Below are 22,273 nucleotides of genomic sequence, written 5' to 3' on the forward strand. Positions count from 1 at the left end.
GCCTTATATAAAGATTCAGACAAACAAGCAGCAGCAGGAGCAGCAGTACCTCCGGAGGGGCAAAATCATTCAAATAATTATACTGTATTGTCATTTCGACGTCAGGAGAAATCCGGCATAAAAAGCAATTCTGATACTAACTCGGATTTCTCCTTGCGTACCAATGACAGATTTTGGAACTGGCTCGAAGGAATGCTTTCTCCAGTTTTCGCTGTAGGAGCCTTCTACGTGTTCCGGTGCCACGCTAGTGGCAGCCCGCAGCGGAGCGAGGGCAGGTTCACGTAGACAGCGACGAAAGCGAAAACGCGGCCATGCGGCCGAGGAGCGCATGAGGCAGCTATAAAACAGGCGGCAAGAGGGCATCGGATGCACAGTTGCCACGCATAAGTAGCAGAACTGTCATCTTCAACTTCTAACACCTAAAAAGGTGTACGCTCTCGAAATGACAAGTTGCAACTTAAAACAGGTTTACGTGGATCTGGGGATCCTCACCAGATAACTTTCGGATTAAGATCCCCAAAAGAGCGCTTGAGTGAACTTTCTTGTCATTCCTGTTTAAAGCACCTAAACAAGGCGTATGCTCTCGAAATGAAACTGTTGCAAGATTATCCTAAATCAAGCGGCGCTAACCCGGTGAATAAGTCTAACATCTACAATCCTACATTTAACTAAGCCTCCGAAGGCCTTGGTTTGCGGCCGGCTACAATATACACCAGGCTGCCTCCTGCCGATATGTACTCGCCTTTGAGCAGCTTCTGCTTCAGGGTGATCTTGTTGTAGAGCAGCTTTTGCCAGTAGGCATCGAATTTGTCTTTTTCGCCGCCGCCGGCCATGTAATAGTTCAGGTTGTCCTGGTAGTCATAGCCCATCGCATCCGATTCTATCCACTGCAGCATCTGCTCCACGCGCAGCATCTTCTCCTGGGTGTCGTAGGGCGGAATAATGGCTAAGGCTTTGTCAGAGATCCAGACTTTGGTATCCACCAGGCCTGCTTTCAGGTAGAGGTCCGGAATTACGTCGCCGAGTGAGTTGAAGCCTTCGCCGAGCTGCTTTTTGCCTTTCTCTATCCGCAGCTTTATTTCCAGTACCTCCAGCGTGCTTTCCACATCAAAATCGGTTTCGCCGTAGCGGTCGAACATGAGGTTGGGCACGAGGTTGTTGGGCTCCAGGGCCAGAATCCAGCCGCCCGGTTTGGTGATCCGGATCATCTCCTGGATTACGCGCTGCGGGTTTTTCACGTGGATCAGCAGTGTCTGGCAGAGGGTGAGGTCGGAGATGGCATCGGGCAGGGGAATATCGGTGGCGTTGCCGACCTTGAATATATACTCCACATCATGCTGCTGGTACATGCTTTTGGCCCGCTGCCGCGCCTCCTCAATGTAGCCCGGCTCATAGTCCACGCCATATACGGTGGCTCCGTTGGGCAGGTAGCGCGAGAATTTAAAGCCCATCATGCCTTTGCCACAGCCGATATCGACCAGGGTTTGGGTGTAGGGCAGGTGCAGCCGGTTGGCCAGCAGCTCCAGGTAGTCTTCGTTCCACCAGTATTCCCGGGCCGGGCCCAGGTGTTCTTCAGAATGTTGTTTGTCTTCTTGGTTGTCCAATTACGTTCGGTTACAGGTTTAAAAAAAGAAAGCCCCTGGCATAGCAGGGGCTTCAAATAAGGTAAGCGTTTATTTACCTGCCATTCTTTTCATAAAATGGAGCTAAATATAGGCTGTTGGTCTTACTTCATCTTCTTCCACTCCGCTATGGATTTTTCGTTCATGCGGATGTAAGCCTGCTCGTTGGCAGCCTTGGCACCGGCCAAAGATTTCTCGGCAGTTTTTACGGCGTTTTTGTAATCTTTCTGCTGCGCCTGCATGCGGGCCAGGGTGTAAAGCCAGTAAAAGCGGGGATCTTCGGTGGTAGCTTTTTTCATCCACTCGGTTGCCTGCTTCAGGTCTTTGTTAGTGTCGTAGTAGTAACTGGCGGCGGCAGCGTATACGCCCGGCGCTACGTTGGTGCCGTTCACTACTTTCTCCTGAATCTGGCTCATCACTTTGCTGTCTACGTCCGTCTCGATCGTGAACGAAGCCACGGTGTTGCCCCATAGCAACTCTAAGTCGGCTGCGTTGTTCTTGAGGTTGGCGAAGTTGATGGTGAAGCTCTCCACTTTACGCGGGTTTTTCTCTGCCTTCACTGTAAAACGTGCCTGGTCTTCTTCCTGCTTGTAGTTGGCACCGCCATCGCCCCAGTGCTTGGTGTTTTTGTGGAGGATGATCGTCCAGACGTTTTCGCCCGGAATGGTGTAGAGCGCGTATTCGCCTGCAGGCACTTTGTTGCCCTGGATCGTTACTTCATCGCTGAAGGTAAGCTTGGTGGAGGCGTTGGCTCCCGTGCGCCAGATAGAGCCGTAAGGCGCGATCTCGGCTCCTACTGATCTACCTTTGAGCGATGGGCGCGAGTAGTTTACCGTTACATCTGTTAATCCTACTTTCTGAGTTAAAGTAGAAGCAGGGCTGGCGGCCGGCATGGCGATCTGGGCTTGTGCTGCACCTGCACCTAGTAAAAGAGCCGCTGATAACGCGAAGCCTATTATTGTTCTTTTCATAAGGTATTGAGTTGATGGATGTATTTTTCCGGCAGTAATATTACAAAAAAGATTGGGCTAAAACCATAGCTGCCACCCAAGGAAACAAGCAGAAATTATGCCCAAACCTCGCCAGATAAGGAATTAACAGTTGTTAAAAGGCTTCTGACTGCTTTTATCATTCCATCAGGAGGCAACAGGAACAGCTGCCAAAGTGCTATTTTTAGGCTAGACCATCAGCAGCAACAGCGGCGGCAGAGCCTCCGGAGGGCCTTAACCATTCAAATAATTCAGACAAATCTGGCCTCTTTAGAGCTTAGCTCAATTCAAACTGCAGCCTCAGCAGGTTGGCGTAGATGCCGTTGTCGTTCATAGACAGGACCTCGTGCGGGCCTTCTTCCACAATCTCGCCTCCGTCTATCACCAGAATCTTGTCTACTTTGCGGATGGTGGCCAAGCGGTGCGCTATCACGATGGTGGTTCGGTTTTGCATCAGCTCGTCCATGGCCTGCTGCACCAGGTGCTCCGACTCCGAGTCGAGGGAGCTGGTGGCTTCGTCGAGGATCAGGATGGCCGGGTTCTTCAGGATGGCGCGGGCAATGGCAATGCGCTGGCGCTGTCCGCCGGATAGTTTGATGCCGCGCTCACCCACCAGCGTCTCCAGCCCTTCGGGGAAGGATTGGATAAACTCCCAGGCATTGGCTTTTTTGGCGGCCATTATTACCTCAGCTTCTGTGGCGCCTGGTTTACCGTAGGCGATGTTCTCGCGGATGCTGCCGCCAAACAACAGCACTTCCTGCGGCACAATGCCGATGTTGCCACGCAGCGTGCTCAGGTCCAGGTTCTGGATGTTGTGGCCATCTATAGTAATGCCGCCGCTGCGCACATCATAGAAGCGCATCAGCAACTGCACAATGGTAGACTTGCCCGCACCGCTTGGCCCGACCAACGCTATTTTCTCGCCTGAGCGGATGTTGAGGTTAATATTGCCCAGTACCTGCAGATCAGGGCGGGTGGGGTAGGAGAAGGCCACGTTGTGGTAGCTGATGTCGCCGTGCAGTTTGGGCACCGGTGCCAGCAAGTTGCGGGTCCGGTTGGTAGGCTCCTCGTTTTCGTTCAGTATTTCCAGAATGCGCTCCGTTGCCCCCAAAGAGGATTGTACTTTGCCGTACAGGTCGCCCAGGCCGCCTACCGACGCACCGATAAACACGGTGTAAAGGACAAAGGAAATAAGGTCGCCGGGCAGTATCTCGCCGGTGGCCACCAGGGTGGCACCGTACCAGATCACCAGAATGATGCCTCCAAACAGGCCGATAATGATGAAAGAGATAAAGGCTCCTCTGAAATAAGAAGCAGACAAGGCTGTTTTTACGGCTCTGGCCAGCGTGGTTCTGTATCGGTTTACTTCAAATAGCTCGTTGGTGAAGGCTTTTACGGTGTTAATGGCCTGCAGCGTTTCTTCCACAATAATGTTGGTCTGGGCCAGCTCGTCCTGCGTCTTTTTAGAAAGGGCTTTTATTTTTTTGCCAAACACAAAGGCCAGCCCCACCAGCACCGGGAAGGTGGCCAGCATAAACAGCGACAGCTTAATAGAGGTCCACATAATGATGGCAACACCCACGACCAGCGTCATCACCTGCCGGAACAGTTCTGCCAGCGTAATCGACATGGCGTCCTGCACCTGCGCCACATCGGTGGTGATGCGGCTGGTAATTTCGCCCACGCGCCTTTTCTCGAAAAAAGAGATGGGCAGCAGCATAAATTTGCTGTAGAGGTCACGACGAATATCGGCTACAGCGTTTTCGCTTACCTGCGCAAAAAAGTACACCCTGAAAAACGAGAAAATGCCCTGGAGCACCATAATGCCAAAAAGGCCCAAGGCAATCAGGTTAATGTTCTCGAAGGAAGCGGAGGCATCGCCGGCAGTTGTATCGAAAAGTTTGCCGACCAGGTACGGGAAGCCCATAAAGGTGAGGCTGGAGAAGGTGAGGAACACCAGGCCTATAATAAATTTGTACTTATAAGGAAGCACATACCGGAATACCCGGAGACCCTGTTTAAAGCTTTCTTTGGTTATTGGTTTGCCTTTTTCTCCGTCAGATGCTCTGTTTGGACCAAATCCGCGTTTTGCCATTAATAAATGTTATTAGTACTTGTTATCGCTGCTTCAGCTCGGCGAAACTTCAGCAGCAGAAGTATGTGAATGCTATAACAGCCGAAGCTTCTATAAAATGCCACATTGCCGCAAAATATTTCAAAGGTAAGAAAACTGCCGGGATTTAGCCGGATATCAGCAGGATATGTTTTGCTCGTGAGCGGACCGGGCGTAATTATTCTAACCCAAGTTGTGCGGTAGAGAGCCTTTCTGACTTTGTCCCTTTGTCCTCCTGAAAGGATCTTGTGGGCGAAAGCCTAAGGCAATGGCCACTGGCCTGGGGCTAAGTTGGCATAGCCACTTGTTAAGACTTGATGGCAAAAGCAGCTTGTTTCATGGCCCGTGTCTTTGTTCTTTTTGTCTTGATACAAAAAGAACCAAAAAAATCAAGACGATTTTGCTTGTCGGGGGCCCCTTCCCCCACTCGCTGAACGCTCTTTGTAGAGGGCCCCTACCCCCAACAAAAAATCGTCACTCTTTGCACCTGGCAACTGTATCTGACTTGTAGTTACCCGCCGCACCACATTATTTAGGGCTGCTACCGCACAACTTGGATTATTCTAATGAATTTGGACCTCCGGAGCCTTTTGTAAGACACAGGACGCAGGACATAAGACGCAAGACTTTTTTGTCCTAATCTTTCTATTGGACCCCCCACCCCAAGAATTTGCCGGATCAGCGCATATTTGGAAGAAGGGAGTCCTGATGATGGTGCCAGAAGATGGATGGCTCCGTTACTCTAAGCCAATCAAACCATTTCCAAATCTTCACATCTCCACATCTCCAAATTAGCCATTAACCCATTAAACTCGGTTATTATACTTTTTTGATCGTATACTTTAGGAGAAGTTCGCAGAAGAAACAGGTATTGTAACGATATAAAGATGATGAAGGTGATATGTAAGAGTTTGCTGATGACGGTGCTGGCAGGAGCGGTGTCCTGCACCTCCTTATCAGAAGGCGGAAGCCAGGAGCCTTTGCCAAACCCGGATCATAACCGAAGGGTGCAGCAAGGCACCGGAAACCTGGACCAGGTGCGCAGGCAGATGAATACACAGTCCAGCGAAACGAACCGGAAAATAAACATAGAGGAGCCCACCCACCATGGGCCAGCTACCACGCCAACCACAGAGCGGTCGCAACGTGTGGAGGGAGCCCCCGTTGATTCTACCAGTCACAGAACGGCCTGGCCGGTGCGGCCACGGGTTAATCCGGGAGAGTAATTGATTAGAAACAGGAGCTAAGCGCGTCGTGCGGTTAGATGGTGTAGAGGGCCTTTTTCATTTAAATAATCTGCCGCCGCTGCGGCACACAAATTATTTATTGATGATTGAAGTTAGGATAAAAATAACTCATGCAGGAAAAGTCCCCCTTTGAAGGGGGTAGGGGGATGTTTCACCCACTGCAGGACATTAATTATTTAAATAAAAAAGGCCCTCTGCTAATGTCAACTCCTGCTGGTGCTGCTCCTGTTTTACTTATCTTCCTCGCTTACATCCAGCGGCTCCTCGTCGGGGTGCAGCTCGTCTGGCTCCATGTCTACATACACTTCGTTTTCCGGGGGCGTGGTCTCTGATTCTCGGTCGGCCTCTCTTGGAGCCGGGTCTTTTTCCACTTTCTGCTGCCGGTCCTTTTCCCCCAGGGTATCGCCCCCGTCTTTTCTGGTCCTTGAATTTTCGGTATTCCTCATCGTATTATTTGCTGTTGAAAGTATACCTTACGGAAAAACCTTGGCGAAGGCAGCTAAATTCCTGTTTTTATAGCGGCAAGAGCCGCAGGTCTCCACAATGCATTCGGTCTGTATTTGTATATTTGCTTTTTTAAGAGAAACATGGCTGAAAATTACAAACGATATACCATTACGGCGGCGCTACCCTATGCCAACGGGCCGGTGCACATTGGCCACCTGGCGGGGGTGTACATTCCGGCCGATATTTATGCCCGCTACCTGCGCTCGCAGGAGCGCGATGTGAAATTCGTGTGCGGCTCCGATGAGCACGGCGTCCCGATCACGATAAGAGCCAAGAAAGAAGGCATTACGCCGCAGCAGGCAGTAGACAAGTACCACGAGATCATCAAGAACTCCTTCGAGGATTTCAACATTTCTTTCGATATCTACAGCCGCACCTCTTCCCAGACACATGCCGATACCGCCTCCGGCTTCTTTAAGAAGCTCTACGAAGACGGCAAGTTTATCGAGCAGACCACGCAGCAGTACTTCGACGAGAAGGCGCAGCAGTTCCTGGCCGACCGCTACATAGTGGGCACCTGCCCCAAGTGCGGCAACGAGAATGCCTATGGCGACCAGTGCGAGAGCTGCGGTACCTCCCTCAACGCCACCGACCTCATCAACCCCAAAAGTACCCTGAGCGGCGCTGTGCCAGTAATGCGCGAAACAAAGCACTGGTACCTGCCCCTAAACGAGTACGAGCCCTGGCTGCGCGAATGGATTGTGGAGGGGCACAAGCAGGACTGGAAACCGAATGTGTACGGGCAGTGCAAGAGCTGGATAGACCAGGGGCTGCAGCCGCGTGCCGTAACCCGCGACCTGGACTGGGGCGTGCCCGTGCCTGCGCCCGGTGCTGAAGGCAAGGTGCTCTACGTGTGGTTCGATGCGCCGATCGGCTACATCTCCGCTACCAAAGACCTGACCCCTGATTGGGAACTGTACTGGAAAGACCAGGATACGAAGCTGGTACACTTTATCGGCAAAGACAATATCGTGTTCCACTGCATTATTTTCCCGGCCATGCTCAAGGCGCACGGCGATTATGTGCTGCCTGCCAACGTGCCTGCCAACGAATTCCTGAACCTGGAGGGCGACAAAATATCCACGTCGCGCAACTGGGCGGTGTGGCTGCACGAGTACATGCAGGATTTTGAGGGCAAAAGCGATGTGCTGCGCTATGTGCTGTGCGCCAACGCCCCCGAAACCAAAGACAACGACTTTACCTGGAAAGATTTTCAGGCCCGCAACAACAACGAGCTGCTGGCCATACTCGGCAACTTTATAAACCGGGCCGTGGTGCTCACCCAAAAGTACTATACAGGAGCCGTGCCTGAGCGTGGCGAACTGACGGAGCTGGATAAAGAAGTGCTGGCGCAGCTGCAGGCTTTCCCGGCTACCATTGCCGACCTGGTGGAGCGCTACCGCTTCCGCGAGGCGCTGAGCGAGCTCATGAACCTGGCCCGCCTTGGCAACAAGTACCTGGCCGACACGGAGCCCTGGAAGCTGATAAAAACAGATGCGGAGCGTGTAAAAACCATTCTGAACATTGCGCTGCAGATATCTGCCAGCCTCAACATTCTAATGGAGCCGTTCCTGCCTGCCACCGCGCAAAAGCTGTCGGACATGCTGAACCTGCCGGTAGGCAAGTGGGCAGCTGCCGGAGCTTCCGACCTGTTACCCGCCGGCCACACCATTGGCACCCCGGCACTTCTATTTGAAAAAATAGAGGATGCTGCCGTTGAAGCGCAAGTGCAGAAGCTGCTCGACACCAAGAAAGCCAACCAGGCGGACAGTGCCGTGGTAGAGCCAGCCAAGGAAAATATCACCTTCGATGAATTCAGCAAGATGGACATCCGCATCGGAACCATTCTGGAGGCGGAGAAGGTGGCCAAGACCAAAAAGCTGCTCAAACTGAAAATCGACACCGGCCTTGATCAGCGCACGGTGGTGAGTGGTATTGCCGAGTTCTTTAAGCCTGAGGAGATCATAGGCCAGCAGGTAAGCATTCTGGTGAACCTGGCCCCCCGCGATATCAAAGGCATCACGAGCCAGGGCATGATCCTGATGGCCGAAAACGCAGATGGCTCATTGGCTTTTGTGCAGCCGAGCAAAAAAATAGTAAATGGCGGAGGCGTCAGGTAGTTCGGCAACCTGATTAGTCCAGAAACACCTCACTTGCCATAGGGCGGGTGAGGTGTTTTGTTTTTTCCAGCCTTGGGATCAGTATAACAGGCTCCAGGACTGGCTACTGAGGAGCAGCAGAACACTCCGGAGGGCCAAATTGATTAGAATAATCCCGAACGCCGGCATGTAGCAGCACCACCTTAGTGAACCACCCCCCGCATTCACCTATTTACACAATCACACAATAATTCACGTATTCAGAAACTCAATGGTGTGGAAGAAATAGCCAGGCAACAATATAGCTTATCAGTACCAGGCCAAGCCCAAAGGCAAAAACAGTATAGGAGAGCTTCAGCAAGCGGTACTTCCTGGCCAGTACCAGCCCCTGCAGGTAAATGTTGTCGGCCATGCTGTTGTAGAGCAGGTTGTGGTCGCGCATAATGTTCCTGATTCCTTCCCGGTAGCTGTCAGGCTTAAGCTGAACAAAGTCTCCGAAAAACAGGAAGTCTATTTTGTGTTCGGGCACAGCGGTATTTTTGATGTTTGGCCGCGTAGAGCGTATGGCAAAAATAACAGTTAGCAGGCACACCACCGTGAGCAGGATGGAAGGAAGGAGCAAGTGCGGCACATCCTGGAAATTATTGAAGAAAGAAGAAATCATGATGGAGGCGATAATGGCATTGACCGAAATCATCATGTTGGCCTTGCTGTCGGCTATTACGCTTAACTGAAGGTGGCTGGCCATGGTCGTCCTGAACATGGTTTCTATGCCCTTGCTCACTTTTTGCTCCTTTTCCTTTTTCAGATCTCTTTTTAAGCCTTTGTTTTCCTCCCAGAGTCTCTCCAGCTCGGCGTTGTCTTTGCTAAGGTCTTTGCGCTGTTTCTTCAGCGCCTTCATGTTTTTATCTTTGCCTGCCGAGAAAGCGCGTTTGGCATATTTGGTATGGTAGTAATGTTTTTTCAGGAGTGTTAAATGCTGTTCGATCCAATCGTACTGGCCAATTTTTGTGCTGGTGTCTGCGGCTTTCTGTTCGGCCTGCCTCAGGTAATCTTCTGAGGCCAGAAAACTCGCCACCGCATCGCAGAGCGCTTCGTCTAACAAATCCTGTGGCTGTTGCGGGTAGCGTGTGGTGGCTATGCTCTGATGCAGTCTCAAGATCTCAGGCCTGGTAAGGCCGCAACTCACCAGAAACTCGTAGACGGGCACCAGTTTCTGCTCATCCAGCAGTTCGTCGGCTTCATCAAAATACAGGTCGTGCAGCCAGGCGCCCAGCATGAGCAGCCTTGTGTCCTGCTCATTAAAATCGCAGAATTTGCTGATCGCCTCTGCCACAGCCACTAAAGCTCTGGTGTGCTTCAGATGATCGCCTAATGCATCCTGAGCGCCATTGCCCGAAAGGCGGTGGCCTACAAACGCATTGGCCTTCTCCAGAATATCTTCGTCTATCATGGCTACCCGGTTTATATCTCCTTCTGATCTTTATATACGATTTTAATAAAAATTAATCTTATATCATTAAATCAAAAATGAATTACAATTTAAGGTATCCTAAAAAACGGCAAATTATAGTGATAAAACTACGTAAGACTAAATATATAAAGTTTGAATATAGACATAACTAATTAATTTACAATGTTTTAACAGCTTGTGTTCTTTTTGGTTTTATTTTCGTAAATATAATATATGGGTTATGGACGTGTATAATTTGTAGTCTGATCAGTGATTGATATTTTGTAAAAAACCCGGTTTTATGAGCCACCACCGTCAATTGGCCGCCATTATGTTTACCGATGTCGAAGGATATACGGCGGTAATGCAGCACAGTGAGCAGCAAGCGTTGGAACTAAAGAACCGGCATCGGGACGTGCTGCAGCAGGAGCATGAGGAATACCATGGCCGCATTGTGCAGTATTACGGAGACGGTTCGCTCAGCATATTCCAAAGTGCGGTTGAAGCCGTAGAATGTGCCTTAAAAATGCAGCTGATGTTTGCGGAGCCTCCCCGGGTACCGGTTCGGATAGGCCTGCACATGGGCGATGTGGTGTTTGATGAGGAGCAGCTGTTTGGAGACGGGGTAAACCTGGCCTCCCGCATCGAGTCGCTGGGGGTGGCGGGCAGTGTTCTGATCTCAGATAAAATTAATAATGAAATCCGGAACCATCCGGATATAAAGTCCTACTCGGTGGGCACCTACCAATTCAAGAATGTGGAGCAGGAGGTAGAAGTGTTCGCTCTTGACCATGATAAGCTGGTAAAGCCCAGCCCCTATACACTGAAAGGGAAAACAGAAGAAAAAAAGACGAAGACCAGGAAAAAGATACACAAGCGGGCACCGGTAAAGAGTATTGCGGTGCTGCCGCTCATCAATATGAGCAACGACCCGGAGCAGCAGTATTTTGGCGATGGGGTGGCGGAGGAGATCATCAACTCATTGTCCAGCCTGAAAGATTTGAAGGTGGCGGGCCGCACCTCTTCGTTTCGGTTCAGGAGGCAGAACATAGACCTGCGTGAAATAGGCGAGAAGCTGGGCGTGAGCACCGTGCTGGAAGGCAGTGTACGGAAACAGGGCGACCGCCTCCGGATTACGGTGCAGCTCATCAAGGTCAACGATGGCTTCCATCTGTGGTCTGAGAGATATGACGGAAAGCTGGACGATATATTTGCCATCCAGGATGAAATTGCGAAAGCCATTACAGCAAAAATGAAGGTGATGTTATCGGAGAGAAGCCGGGGCAAGATAGAAAAAGCCCATACCCAGAATACGGATGCCTATAAATTGTACCTGAAAGGCCGGTTCTATGTAAACAGGCGTGGCACCTCCATTCTTACCGGCATCAAGTTTCTGGAGCAGGCGATAGCGTTAGACCCTGACTTTGCCCTGGCCCACACGGCCTATGCAGACGCCTGCATGATGGCAGGGCTCTATGGCCTGCTGCCACCAAGAAAGGTGATGTCCAGAGCCAGGGAATCAGCAGAAAGAGCCCTGACGCTTAATCCGGAGCTCAGCGAAGCGTATTGTGCGCTTGGGTCTTACTACTGCTATATCTGGAACCTGCCCGAGGCAGAGAAAAACTTTCTGAAATCGCTGGAGCTAAACCCCAACTATGCCCATGTGCATCTGAGATACGGTTTGAGCTACCTGGCCTGGATGAAAGGGGATTTTGCGAAGGCACAAGAACACGGAGAAATGGCCATAAAGCTGGAGCCCTTGAGCGCGCTCTGCTATGGAATACATGCCCAGATCTTACACGCGGCCGGCAAGTTTAGTGAGGCGCTCCTTGCCTGCAAAACCGGGCTGGAGCTTGACGCCAATTCTTACCTGTGCCATTTGTACACAGGCTATTCTTACCTGTTTCTGAAACAGTATAAGGAGGCGATAACTGTTTTTGAGGGCTTAATGGAGGTGTCGAATAAGCATAGCTTTACGCACGGCGGCCTGATTATGGCGCTCAGCCAGAAAGGTGACTACGAAAGAGCCCAAAAAGAACTAGGCGACCTGAAGGAAAGGGCCAAAAAAGAATATGTGGTGTGCACAGTAATAGGAATTGCGGCTTCCTGGCTTCAAGATAACCTAAACGAGGCTTTCCATTTTCTTAATAAAGGGCTTGAGGAACATGAACCGCTGATGGTGTCGATCAAATATGAGCACTGGATTCCTGCTGCCCTCAGAGAGGATCCTCGCTACCAGAAGCTGCTGGAACGCATGGAGTACTCGCACAAGCTGTTAGCTCAGGGCAGCCACATATAATAGCCACCCTTGCTCAGCCGGTTAAGGCAGATAGGTTTCCTGGAAAAGCTGCCGGGCTCCCCCGGCAGCTTTTTCTTTTATCAGGAAGAAAGCTTTCTCAAGTAGAGCGTGCTCGTCAGAACGCCGGGCAGCGCCTTTTCCCGATCCATGTATTAACACAGGATGTGCCGGGTTATTCGGTTCAGCTATTTCCTGCTACTTTGCCCTTTCAGCCGTTGCATCCAGAACCACGCAACCTCAAAAACGGGCCGTGCCTTTGCGCCAGGCCATGCTGCGCAAAAGTTTGCTTTCCGGGGTCAGGGGCAATTATTCTAATAAAAATGCCCCTCCGGAGCTTGTTACTGTCGTTTGCAACAGATCGTGCCCTTGTGCCCTGTACTGATACAGCGCCACAGGCAGTGCTGGAGAGGAAAAACAGCCTTTATTTACGATGGAATAATATATAATTTTGTATTACTTTCTTTTGTATGACTGATTTTAGTTATATCTTGGTTCGAGTGTTATGAGTTGCTGCCGTAACTGCATTTTGTTCTAAAATGAGTTGTTTTATGAGTCTCAAAAATAAGCCAGCTGTACCGATGGGCAGCTATGTACTCAACAAAAAAAGCTATAAATTTTTCTGTTACTGCTTCACTTATACCATGCCGCAACAATGGTTTAATACCAAAAATGCATCGGGCAAAAATATTTCCGGAGTGTTGAGTGCCCTGTATTAATAATATGCGTATATACCGTCTGTTTTGCCTGCTGTTAGTCTTCTTCCTCACCACACCTCTCCTGTATGCACAGGAGCAACAAGTGAAATTTTCGCAACTGACCAATCTGCCCGGGTTCTCCAAAAGCAATGTCCGGGCTATCCTTAAAGATACATATGGCTTTATGTGGTTTGGTACCGAAGATGGCCTGCATAAATTCGATGGCTACAGTTTTACCAATTACCGCAGCATTCCCAAAGATTCCACAAGTATCCGCTCTAACCACATTACGGCACTATTTGAAGACAGCCAGGGCGAGCTATGGATTGGCACCAATGGCGGGGCGCTGAACCGCTACAACCGGCAAACCGATTCCTTTGTCCGGGTAAAGGAGAGCATAGAGGGTGCACCAGGCTTGTCGCACAAAGATGTAAATACGATATACGAAGACAGCCAGGGCGGTTTCTGGATAGGCACCAACTATGGGCTTAACCTCTTGGACCGCAAAACCGGCCAGATAACATCGTTTTTTCCTGAGCCCGAAAATCCCTTCAGTTTACAGCACGGCACCATTAGCGCCCTGTACGAGGATAGCAAAGGCCTTTTCTGGGTAGGAACCCCCGGAGGGCTGCACCTGCTCGACAAAAAAACCGGCAAGTTCAGGCACTTTAGCCATGCAGAAGCTGACCCCCGCAGCCTGAGCAATAGCGGTATAACGGCTATTATTGAAGATGCGGACGCTAACCTGTGGATAGGAACCAACGGCGGCGGGCTGAACCTGCTCCATAGAAAAACCTTCACATTTTCGCACTTTTTGCAGGACCCTGCAAAAAGCAGCAGCCTCGGCGGCGAATTCATAATCAGTCTGGCTGCTGCCGATAGTCACCATCTCTGGGTAGGCACTAATCTGGGGCTGAATCTCCTGAATGTAAAAAAACGAACTTTTACAAGATACGAGCACATAGCCAGCAACGAGAGCAGCCTTAGCGGCGGTGCCGTCCTATCTGTTCTGCAGGACAACCACGGAATTGTATGGGTCGGTACCTTTGGCGGGTACCTGAACAAGTATGACAAAAATCTGGCCTACTTCCAAACCTTTAAGAGCAACTACTCTGATTATCATAGTCTTGGGTTTAACGTGGTGTCTTCGTTTGCGGAGTCGCCGGATGGCAATATATGGGTGGGAACCGACGGCGGCGCTCTGAACCTGTATCATAAGGATTCGGGCATCTTTACACGCATCCTGCCGGATGAAGCGGCTCCTCCTGGCTACTCCCTGGCCAGCTATTCTGTTCTGGCGCTGCTGCAGAGTAAAAAGAGCCGTAGCCTCTGGGTCGGGTACTTTGGCAGCGGCCTGGATCGGTTTGATGTAGAACCTTATTACTTCAAAAATTATCAGAGTGGGTCGGGGCAGCAGGCCCTGAGCAGCCAGTCGGTGTACACGCTGCTCGAGGATAGGCGGGGCCACATATATATTGGCACCAACGGCGGCGGTTTAAATGTGCTGAACCCTAAAACCAATACCATCCTGAAGCACCGCTTTAACCCGGACTATCCTGACAGCCTGGGAAGCGATTATGTGCGGGCATTGCTCGAAGACAGGCAGGGAACTATCTGGATAGGAACAGCAGGCGGGGGAGTAAACCTCTACAACCAGCAAACAGGCAAGTTTCAACAGCTCGACAGGGAGAAGAGCAACCTGGGGAGCAACGTAGTTTTGTCGCTCTGTGAAGATAGCAAAGGCACTATGTGGGTAGGTACTTTAGGTGGCGGCCTTAACCGGTTTAATGCCAGAACAAGAACTTTTACCGCTTACCACGTACAGCATGGCCTGCCCAACAACACCATAAATTACATAGCCGAAGATGCTGCCGGCTTTCTCTGGCTCAGCACCAACAATGGCATTGTCAGGTTCGACCCTGCCTCCGGCACCACTAAAAGCTTTACACAGACAAATGGATTGAGGAGCAGCGATTTTCTGCCTGGGTCAGGATTAAGGGCCAGTACCGGCGAAATTTACTTTGGAGGCCGGGAAGGCTTTGTGGTGATAAACCCTGATAACATTCCGGTAAATGCCATTGCTCCTCCGGTTGTCTTAACAGATTTTCTGCTATTCAACAAATCAGCTAATTTCGGCCGGGAGGGCTCGCCCCTAACTGCCGACATCTCCATGACCCGCGAAATTGTGCTGGATTACCGGCAATCCATCATCGGGTTTGAGTTTGCTGCTTTGAGCTTTACAGCTCCTTTCCAGAATCAGTACGCGTATATGCTGGAAGGCTTCGACAAGGACTGGCATTATATGGGGACTCAGCGCGATGCCACCTACACTAACCTGGACCCGGGTGAGTATATTTTCAGAGTTAAGGCCGCCAACAACGACGGTGTGTGGAACGAAGAGGGTACTTTTGTGAAAATCATCATCACGCCTCCTTTCTGGCAAACGTGGTGGTTTATAGCCATGGGAATATTGCTGGTGGCGGGGCTGGTGGTAGGAGTATACCGGGTGCGGGTGCATACGATACAGCAGCAGAAACAGGAGTTAGGAATGTTGGTGCAGCAGCGAACCTCCGAAATTCACCAGCAGAAAGAGGCGCTGGAACGGCAGGCAACGAGCTTGCACGATCTGAACCTGGAACTGCAGCAGCAGAAAGAGGAGGAGCGGCAGGCAAGAGCCGATGCCGAAGCAGCCCGAAGCGAGGCAGAAAGAGCAAACCAGGCCAAAAGCATTTTTCTGGCCACCATGAGCCACGAAATCCGCACCCCCCTGAACGGTGTGCTGGGCATGACCTCCTTGCTGGCGGCCACTCCCCTGAACCCGGACCAGCGCAACTATACCTCTATTATTCAAAGTTCGGGCAGGAGCCTGCTGGCCGTTATAAACGACATCCTCGATTTCTCTAAAATAGAATCGGGCAATATGGAGCTGGAGCAGGTGCCTTTTAACCTGAGGCAGTGCATAGAGGAGGTGCTGGATGTGTTTGCAGAGCGGGCGGCCAGGCAGGGGCTGGACCTGATGTACCAGCTAGATCATGCGCTTCCGGTCATTATAGTAGGCGATAGCCTGCGCTTGCGGCAGATCCTGTTTAACCTGGTAGGCAATGCGATAAAGTTTACACCTGCAGGAGAAGTGGTGGTAGCCGTCAAACCTCTGCCCCTAACTGCAGCCGGTGATCTTGAACTGTCGTTTGAGGTAAAGGATACTGGTATTGGCATTGCGGCCGACAAACGACCACTCCTCTTTAAAGCTTTTTCGCAGGTAGACGCTTCTACCACGCGCAAGTATGGAGGCACGGGCCTGGGCCTTGCCATTACCCGGCGACTGGTGGAACTGATGGGTGGCACGATCGTGGTGGCCGGGAATGAAGGCAAAGGATCCGTATTCCGGTTTACGATGAAAACAAAGAGCTGCGAAAATGTAGCTCTCCCGAACGATGCCTTTACCGGTATCGAAGAGCTGAAAGGGCGGCGGGTTCTGGTGGTAGACGACAATGAAACTAACCGACTGATACTAGAAACGCAGCTAAGACAGTGGGGAATGGTGCCTTTTATAGCCTCCTCAGCGGCCGAAGGAAGCGAGATGCTGGCAGCTAATGATTGTAGCCTGGTGATAACAGACATGGAAATGCCTGAGGTGAACGGCATCGGTTTTGCCCAGGACATTAAAAAGGCGTATCCGCAACTGCCTGTCATGCTACTTAGCTCGGTGGGGTACGAACTGGAGCCCTGGCAGAAAGAGTTCTTTGCCTGCATCCTGACAAAGCCGGTAAAGCAACTGCAGTTGCAGAAGCAAATAGCAAACTGCCTGCATGCTCCACAAAAAGTGGCCAGAGCGCAGGTGCAGGAAGAAGAGAATACCCTAACAGAAGCCTTTTCGGAGCATTACCCCCTGCGGATCCTGATTGCGGAAGATTACCCCGTCAATCAGCTGCTGCTTCAGATGGTGCTGGAGCGGCTGGGGTACAGCTGGCAGCTGGCAGAGAATGGCCTGCAGGTATTGGATGCTTTAAAGGGGGCATTCTACGATGTGATTCTGATGGATATCCAGATGCCGGAGATGGATGGCCTGGAGGCAACCCGTGTCATACGAAGCATCCCCGGCCCTCAGCCCTACATTATCGCCACCACGGCCAATGCCATGAAAGAAGATGTGCAGCAATGCATGCTGGCAGGTGTAGACAGCTATATCAGCAAGCCTATTGATCTGGACGAGCTGATGGTGGCACTCCGAAAAGCCTTTGGAGAAGTTAAACAGACAATCCCTGACTAGAAATTTTCCAATTTGATAATTAGAAATTCAAAATTATCATGGCACGAGCGTCTTCGCTCGTGACGACTATACCGAAGCCTCCCGCCGCTTTAAGACTCATATTTAACCGAATTTTTCTTTAAATTAAAGTGGAGGAGCACGAAGTACATGCGAGTAAAAATAGTCGGGACAGTTTGAGAAGAGAAAGAAGTCTGTTTTTCGGAATTATTCTAATCAAAACAGCCCTTCGGAGACCTCTTCTGCTCCTGCTGCTGATCCTATGGCAAGGCCATCCACCGTGGGTTTAGCCAAGTGCTGGTTTTTTTTCCACTGCTTTTCCATGGCCTGTACCACCAGGTACAAACCGGCAGCAGCTACTGCTGCCAGGCCCCCGGAAGTCCACCACAAGGTAGAAAAGCCGAAGGCGCTGATGATGCTCGTGCCCAGTAAAGGAGCAACTACATGAGCAGCAGAGTAGGAAATGGTATACAGACCCATGTAAGCACCACGGGTACTGGCATCAGAGCGCTCTACTGTAAGCGTGGTCATATAAGGCATGGCCAGTATCTCCGAAATGCTAAGCAGCAGCATCGAAATGATCAGAATGCTGCCATGTGCCATCAGGTTTAAGCTGATAAAAGAAAGGCCGACTAAAAGAACGCCCGCCGCCACCACATATTTTCTGGGGAAGCGCTCGCCCAGCAGGTACACCAGGATCATCTCCAGTAAAAACACGATCATGCCGTTCAGGCCCATCAGTAAGCCGATCTTTCCTTCTGTAAGCTGATAAACCTGCTTGTAATACAGGGGCAGGGTAGAAAGCAGCTGGAAAAAGACCGTGGCAAAAACACAGCAAAACAGCACAAACAGCAAAAAGAGCAGATCCGTGTAAGGCGACTTGCCGGGATTGGCGGTTGCAATCTCCTGTACAGGTGGCTGCGGCCGGTTGCTGGGCTTCTGGCGGAAGTACAGGTAAAAGAAAATGCCGGCTCCTATGCACGTAATTCCATCTGCAATAAACAGCCACCGGTACGACAGTGCTGCCAGCAGCCCACCCAGCGCCGGACCAACGGAAAAGCCCAGGTTTATAGCCATCCGGTTCAGAGAGAAGGCACGGGTCATGTTCTCGGGTTTGGCATAATGCGCAATAGAGGCAGAGTTGGCGGGGCGCAGGCAGTCGTTTACCAGGCTCAGCATAAACACACCAACCGCAAGGTACTCGAACTGGCGCAGGTTCAGGAGCAGGAAATACAGGCTTCCGCCCAGCGTAAGGGCCACAAACTGCACTCTGAAATGGCCGATCCTGTCGGTGAGCCAGCCGCCCAGAAAGGAGCCGCAAACGGAACCCAGCCCATAAATGCTGAGAATGGCTCCCGCTTCTTTCAAGCTATAGCCCAGTTCCCCGATCAGGTAAACACCCAGGAAAGGCGTAACCATGGCGCCGCACCGGTTTATCAGCATCACCAGCGACATCATCCAGGCTGGTCTGGAAAGCCCGCCATAGGCATTGCGGTACAGGAGCAAAATCTTTTTCATAGTTGTGTGGATAAAAGGACACAAGTATCAGGACAAAGGGCTATTTATAGGCGATTAGAAATAAATCGGTCTGGAAGGATCGTTCTTCCACGTCATCCCAGCAGGATATTTTATTAGTTGATCTCAGCGGTAATTTCAGCCGCTCCTGCAGCCTGTACTCCATAAAAAAACCTCACCTGCCGATCAGACAAGTGAGGTGCTGGCACAATTCTATTGTCGGTGGCTATTTGGTATTATACACATTCATGGTGCGCTCCAGCCCGATGGTACCGAAGGAGATGACAGCCTCGGCTGCCTTCTCGATCAGGGTTTGCAGCTCGGCCTCCTCATCGGAGCTGAAGTTGCTCAGCACATAATCTACCTGCCTGCCTTTGGAGAAAGCGTCGCCAACGCCAAAGCGGAGGCGGGGGTAGTTATTGTTGCCCAGCGTCTGCTCAATATGCTTCAGGCCATTGTGGCCGCCGGCGCTGCCTTTCATCCGGATCCGGATTTTTCCGAAGGGGATGGAAATGTCGTCGGTAAGCACCAGCATCTGCTCTACCGGTAGCTTCAGGCTGGTCAGGTAATGGCTCACGGCTTTCCCGCTCAGGTTCATGTACGTGGTGGGCTTCACGAGCACAAAGGTGCGGCCTTTGGTCTTTATCTCTGTCACGAATGAGTGGCGGCTCACCTCAAAGCTGGCTTCATGTTTTTTGGCCAGGTAGTCGAGTACCATAAAGCCGATGTTGTGGCGTGTGTTGGCATATTCGGGGCCAATATTGCCCAGCCCTACTATCAGGTATTTCATGGTGGTGTCTTGTGTGTCGGGAGCTGTGGCAGTTCCCAAACCGAGCATTTCTTTTATCAACTTAAACATAACGGTGGCTGGAGGTAGATGCCAGATTTTAGACTTCTTTGTCGGAAGCTCTATTTAATTCTTGATGACAGCAGTAACGGATTGCTGCCATTTTGAAATTATTCTAATGATTTTGCCCCTCCTGAGGTATCTGCTGCTGCTTCTGCTCTTTTTGTCTGAATCTTTCTATAGGGCCCCTACCACAAGGATTTTCAGGATTAAAGGATTTTCAGGACATTCTCGTAGCTTTTCTTCCTGCATGACAACACAGGCTGAGGCAGTTTCCCAATCAACCATTTAACCATGCAGCCATTTAACAACCAGCAACCAGCAAATTATTCTAATGAAAAAGCCCCTCCAGAAGTTACTGCTGTTGCTGCTCCCGGTTTAAGCCGGAGCTAAAATATGCTGGCGGCCGTTCCCTAAAAAAAAATCCTGCCCTGCGATATGGCAGGACAGGATTTTTTTTCCATCAGAAAGAGGAAGCTTATTTTTTGCCACGGGCTTCTTCCATCTGTGCACTCTTAAGAGCACGCGGAATGGTAACTGTAGCGATTGGCGCGCTCGGATTAGAAAGTATCTCGAAGTTGTTAGGAACAACTTTGTTTACTTTAATAGACTTGCCAAGCTCAAGTTCAGAGATATTAACATCAATGGCGTCTGGCAGGTTAGCCGGAAGCGCCTTGATTCTGAGTTTGCGTAGCTTTGTAACCAGCTTGCCGCCAAGCAGCACACCCGGCGAAACTCCTACGAAACGTACAGGCACGTCCATTTTCACTGGCTTGTCGTCTTGCAGTTCCAGGAAGTCGACGTGCAGCAGCATTTCGTTTACCGGGTGGAACTGTAAGTCCTGAAGGATGGCTCTGTAATGCGTGCCTTCTATATTCAGGTCTACTTCGTATACTTCCGGAGCATACACCAAGTCTCTGAACAGGATGGCTGGCGCATAAAAATGAACTTGCTCAGCACCGCCATATAGTACACCTGGTACATAAGACTCATTACGCAGCTCTTTGGTCGTCTGCTTGCCGAGATTTGCTCTTTTAAACCCTATAATCTCTAACTTTTGCATGGTTATTTTTAGTATAAATGTTTTGTGGGTGCAAAGGTAGTGGTTTTTAATTGTTTAATTGTTGAATTTTTTATTTAATTGTTAAATGGCTAAACTGTTAAATGGTTGTTTCCTCAATCATGCAAGGTTCAACCATGCAGCCACTTAACAATCAACAACTAACAATCAGCAACTAAATAAACAGCGAGCTGATAGATTCGTGCGTTACCACGTTGTTGATGGCTCTGGCAAACAGCTCTGCAAAAGACAGCACTTTAATTTTGGAGCAAGGCTGCTTGAGCTTAATGGTGTCAGACACCACCAGTTCTTCGAGCACCGAATTCTCGATACGCTCATAAGCCGGGCCAGAGAGCAGGGGGTGGGTAGCCACTGCGCGCACGGTTTTGGCACCTTTGTCTTTGAGCAGCTCAGCGGCTTTGGTCATGGTGCCTGCCGTGTCTACCATGTCATCTACCAACACCACGTCCATGCCTTCCACATCACCGATCACCTGCATAGAGGCTATTTCGTTGGCGCGTTTGCGGTGCTTGTCGCATACTACCATCTCGGCTCCGAAGTTCTTGGCGAAGGCTCTGGTACGCACCACACCACCCACATCAGGCGAGGCAAAAATAAGGTCGTTGCCCAGGTTGAGGCTGCGCAGGTAAGGCACAAAGATCGCGGAACCGTCGAGGTGATCTACCGGAATATCAAAAAAGCCCTGAATCTGGCCGGCGTGCAGGTCGCAGGTCATCAGGCGGTCAGCACCTACCGACTGGATGGCGTTGGCCACCACTTTAGCGCCGATCGATACGCGGGGCCTGTCTTTGCGGTCCTGCCGGGCATACCCGAAATAAGGCATCACAACAATTACTTTATGCGCCGATGCTCTTTTGGCAGCGTCAATCATCAGCATCAGCTCCATGAGGTTGTCGGCAGGCGGGATAGTGGACTGCACAATAAAAACCTCTGCGCCACGCACAGACTCATTAAAGTGTACGCCTATTTCTCCGTCGCTGAAATGCGAGACAGACAGGTCTCCTAGAGGCAGGCCATATGCTGTGGCTATGTTTTCAGCCAGGTAAGTGGTGGCAGTTCCTGAAAATATTTTGACTTGTGGCATAATACTGCTAAACGCTGAGGGTATAAGTTAGAGTTAGGTGATTATGCCTGCAAATCTACAAAATTACTGGCACCTGTTTCTCAAAAAGCCAAGATAAATAAAGTCTGTGTTTTCGGAATGAGCTTTTAATCAGCTGCTTAAGCTGTTTATAAAGTTCCTGTTTGCTTTAAAGCCGCCGGAGAGCATGCAAAGCGGCAGAAACCAGGTTTCCCAGCTATTTTTTGGTGGGAGCTGCCATGCCGCAAACTAAGACCGCCTGATGTGCAGCAGAACTGCTTCCGGAGGGGTATTTTCATTGGAATAATTTGAGTGCATATCATATTTTACCGCAGTGCTTTAGCTACTGCTTGATCCGATGTTCTTTAAGCTGTTTTATTGCATTGCTGGGGCTCCGAGCGCTCACGGCTGGGGAAAGGCACATCAAGCCAGCGACAGGGATTTTTTGATAGACAGCT

General features: G+C 50.6%; 13 protein-coding genes. 4 read left to right on the plus strand and 9 right to left on the minus strand.

Annotation, left to right across the window (positions count from 1 at the left end):
- Positions 1-668 precede the first annotated feature (668 nt).
- The 3 genes from FJM74_RS19695 to FJM74_RS19705 all read right to left on the minus strand — a co-directional run bounded on the left by FJM74_RS19695 (position 669) and on the right by FJM74_RS19705 (position 4,706).
- The gene (locus FJM74_RS19695) at positions 669-1,604 is read right to left on the minus strand and encodes a class I SAM-dependent methyltransferase (protein WP_187264351.1); all 936 of its coding nucleotides are present in this window, start codon (positions 1,602-1,604) and stop codon (positions 669-671) included.
- Positions 1,605-1,726: 122 nt separating this feature from the next.
- The gene (locus FJM74_RS19700; protein ID WP_187264352.1) at positions 1,727-2,593 is read right to left on the minus strand and encodes a DUF2911 domain-containing protein; all 867 of its coding nucleotides are present in this window, start codon (positions 2,591-2,593) and stop codon (positions 1,727-1,729) included.
- A 295-nt stretch (positions 2,594-2,888) separates the two neighbouring features.
- Entirely contained in the window at positions 2,889-4,706 is a 1,818-nt protein-coding gene (locus FJM74_RS19705; RefSeq protein WP_187264353.1) for an ABC transporter ATP-binding protein, read from the minus strand.
- Between the two features lie 905 nt (positions 4,707-5,611).
- Here FJM74_RS19705 and FJM74_RS19710 point away from each other — a divergent pair.
- Positions 5,612-5,950, plus strand: coding sequence for a hypothetical protein (locus tag FJM74_RS19710; RefSeq protein WP_187264354.1), 339 nt, complete (start codon positions 5,612-5,614; stop codon positions 5,948-5,950).
- A 251-nt stretch (positions 5,951-6,201) separates the two neighbouring features.
- Here the strand turns inward: FJM74_RS19710 and FJM74_RS19715 are convergent, their stop codons facing one another.
- The gene (locus FJM74_RS19715) at positions 6,202-6,417 is read right to left on the minus strand and encodes a hypothetical protein (protein WP_187264355.1); all 216 of its coding nucleotides are present in this window, start codon (positions 6,415-6,417) and stop codon (positions 6,202-6,204) included.
- Positions 6,418-6,558: 141 nt separating this feature from the next.
- Between FJM74_RS19715 and metG the strand changes: the two genes are divergently transcribed.
- Positions 6,559-8,598 carry a methionine--tRNA ligase gene (gene metG / locus FJM74_RS19720; protein ID WP_187264356.1) on the plus strand — a complete coding sequence of 680 codons (2,040 nt, stop codon included), beginning with the start codon at positions 6,559-6,561 and terminating at the stop codon, positions 8,596-8,598.
- A gap of 247 nt (positions 8,599-8,845) precedes the next feature.
- Here the strand turns inward: metG and FJM74_RS19725 are convergent, their stop codons facing one another.
- Positions 8,846-10,030 (minus strand): Pycsar system effector family protein, encoded by a 1,185-nt coding sequence (locus FJM74_RS19725; RefSeq protein ID WP_187264357.1) that lies wholly within the window; start codon positions 10,028-10,030, stop codon positions 8,846-8,848.
- 301 nt (positions 10,031-10,331) lie between these two features.
- Between FJM74_RS19725 and FJM74_RS19730 the strand changes: the two genes are divergently transcribed.
- The gene (locus FJM74_RS19730) at positions 10,332-12,329 is read left to right on the plus strand and encodes an adenylate/guanylate cyclase domain-containing protein (RefSeq protein WP_187264358.1); all 1,998 of its coding nucleotides are present in this window, start codon (positions 10,332-10,334) and stop codon (positions 12,327-12,329) included.
- A 720-nt stretch (positions 12,330-13,049) separates the two neighbouring features.
- The gene (locus tag FJM74_RS19735; RefSeq protein WP_187264359.1) at positions 13,050-17,294 is read left to right on the plus strand and encodes a hybrid sensor histidine kinase/response regulator; all 4,245 of its coding nucleotides are present in this window, start codon (positions 13,050-13,052) and stop codon (positions 17,292-17,294) included.
- A gap of 213 nt (positions 17,295-17,507) precedes the next feature.
- Here the strand turns inward: FJM74_RS19735 and FJM74_RS19740 are convergent, their stop codons facing one another.
- From FJM74_RS19740 to FJM74_RS19755, 4 genes are all read right to left on the minus strand, one after another.
- Positions 17,508-18,809, minus strand: coding sequence for an MFS transporter (locus tag FJM74_RS19740; protein ID WP_187264360.1), 1,302 nt, complete (start codon positions 18,807-18,809; stop codon positions 17,508-17,510).
- A 223-nt stretch (positions 18,810-19,032) separates the two neighbouring features.
- Complete coding sequence (gene pth, locus FJM74_RS19745; protein ID WP_187264388.1) at positions 19,033-19,596, minus strand: aminoacyl-tRNA hydrolase; 564 nt, start codon at positions 19,594-19,596, stop codon at positions 19,033-19,035.
- Between the two features lie 535 nt (positions 19,597-20,131).
- Complete coding sequence (locus FJM74_RS19750; RefSeq protein ID WP_187264361.1) at positions 20,132-20,716, minus strand: 50S ribosomal protein L25/general stress protein Ctc; 585 nt, start codon at positions 20,714-20,716, stop codon at positions 20,132-20,134.
- Between the two features lie 172 nt (positions 20,717-20,888).
- Positions 20,889-21,818, minus strand: coding sequence for a ribose-phosphate pyrophosphokinase (locus FJM74_RS19755; RefSeq protein ID WP_187264362.1), 930 nt, complete (start codon positions 21,816-21,818; stop codon positions 20,889-20,891).
- Positions 21,819-22,273: the final 455 nt, after the last annotated feature.

This window comes from Pontibacter beigongshangensis (genome assembly GCF_014332515.1).
Classification (GTDB): domain Bacteria; phylum Bacteroidota; class Bacteroidia; order Cytophagales; family Hymenobacteraceae; genus Pontibacter; species Pontibacter beigongshangensis.

Excerpts from the sequence above, each read along its gene's own strand:
- FJM74_RS19700 (WP_187264352.1), bottom strand. The coding sequence starts at position 2,593 with ATGAAAAGAACAATAATAGGCTTCGCGTTATCAGCGGCTCTTTTACTA.
- FJM74_RS19705 (WP_187264353.1), bottom strand. The coding sequence starts at position 4,706 with ATGGCAAAACGCGGATTTGGTCCAAACAGAGCATCTGACGGAGAAAAA.
- FJM74_RS19710 (WP_187264354.1), top strand. The coding sequence starts at position 5,612 with ATGATGAAGGTGATATGTAAGAGTTTGCTGATGACGGTGCTGGCAGGA.
- FJM74_RS19715 (WP_187264355.1), bottom strand. The coding sequence starts at position 6,417 with ATGAGGAATACCGAAAATTCAAGGACCAGAAAAGACGGGGGCGATACC.
- metG (WP_187264356.1), top strand. The coding sequence starts at position 6,559 with ATGGCTGAAAATTACAAACGATATACCATTACGGCGGCGCTACCCTAT.
- FJM74_RS19725 (WP_187264357.1), bottom strand. The coding sequence starts at position 10,030 with ATGATAGACGAAGATATTCTGGAGAAGGCCAATGCGTTTGTAGGCCAC.
- FJM74_RS19730 (WP_187264358.1), top strand. The coding sequence starts at position 10,332 with ATGAGCCACCACCGTCAATTGGCCGCCATTATGTTTACCGATGTCGAA.
- FJM74_RS19735 (WP_187264359.1), top strand. The coding sequence starts at position 13,050 with ATGCGTATATACCGTCTGTTTTGCCTGCTGTTAGTCTTCTTCCTCACC.
- FJM74_RS19740 (WP_187264360.1), bottom strand. The coding sequence starts at position 18,809 with ATGAAAAAGATTTTGCTCCTGTACCGCAATGCCTATGGCGGGCTTTCC.
- pth (WP_187264388.1), bottom strand. The coding sequence starts at position 19,596 with ATGAAATACCTGATAGTAGGGCTGGGCAATATTGGCCCCGAATATGCC.
- FJM74_RS19750 (WP_187264361.1), bottom strand. The coding sequence starts at position 20,716 with ATGCAAAAGTTAGAGATTATAGGGTTTAAAAGAGCAAATCTCGGCAAG.
- FJM74_RS19755 (WP_187264362.1), bottom strand. The coding sequence starts at position 21,818 with ATGCCACAAGTCAAAATATTTTCAGGAACTGCCACCACTTACCTGGCT.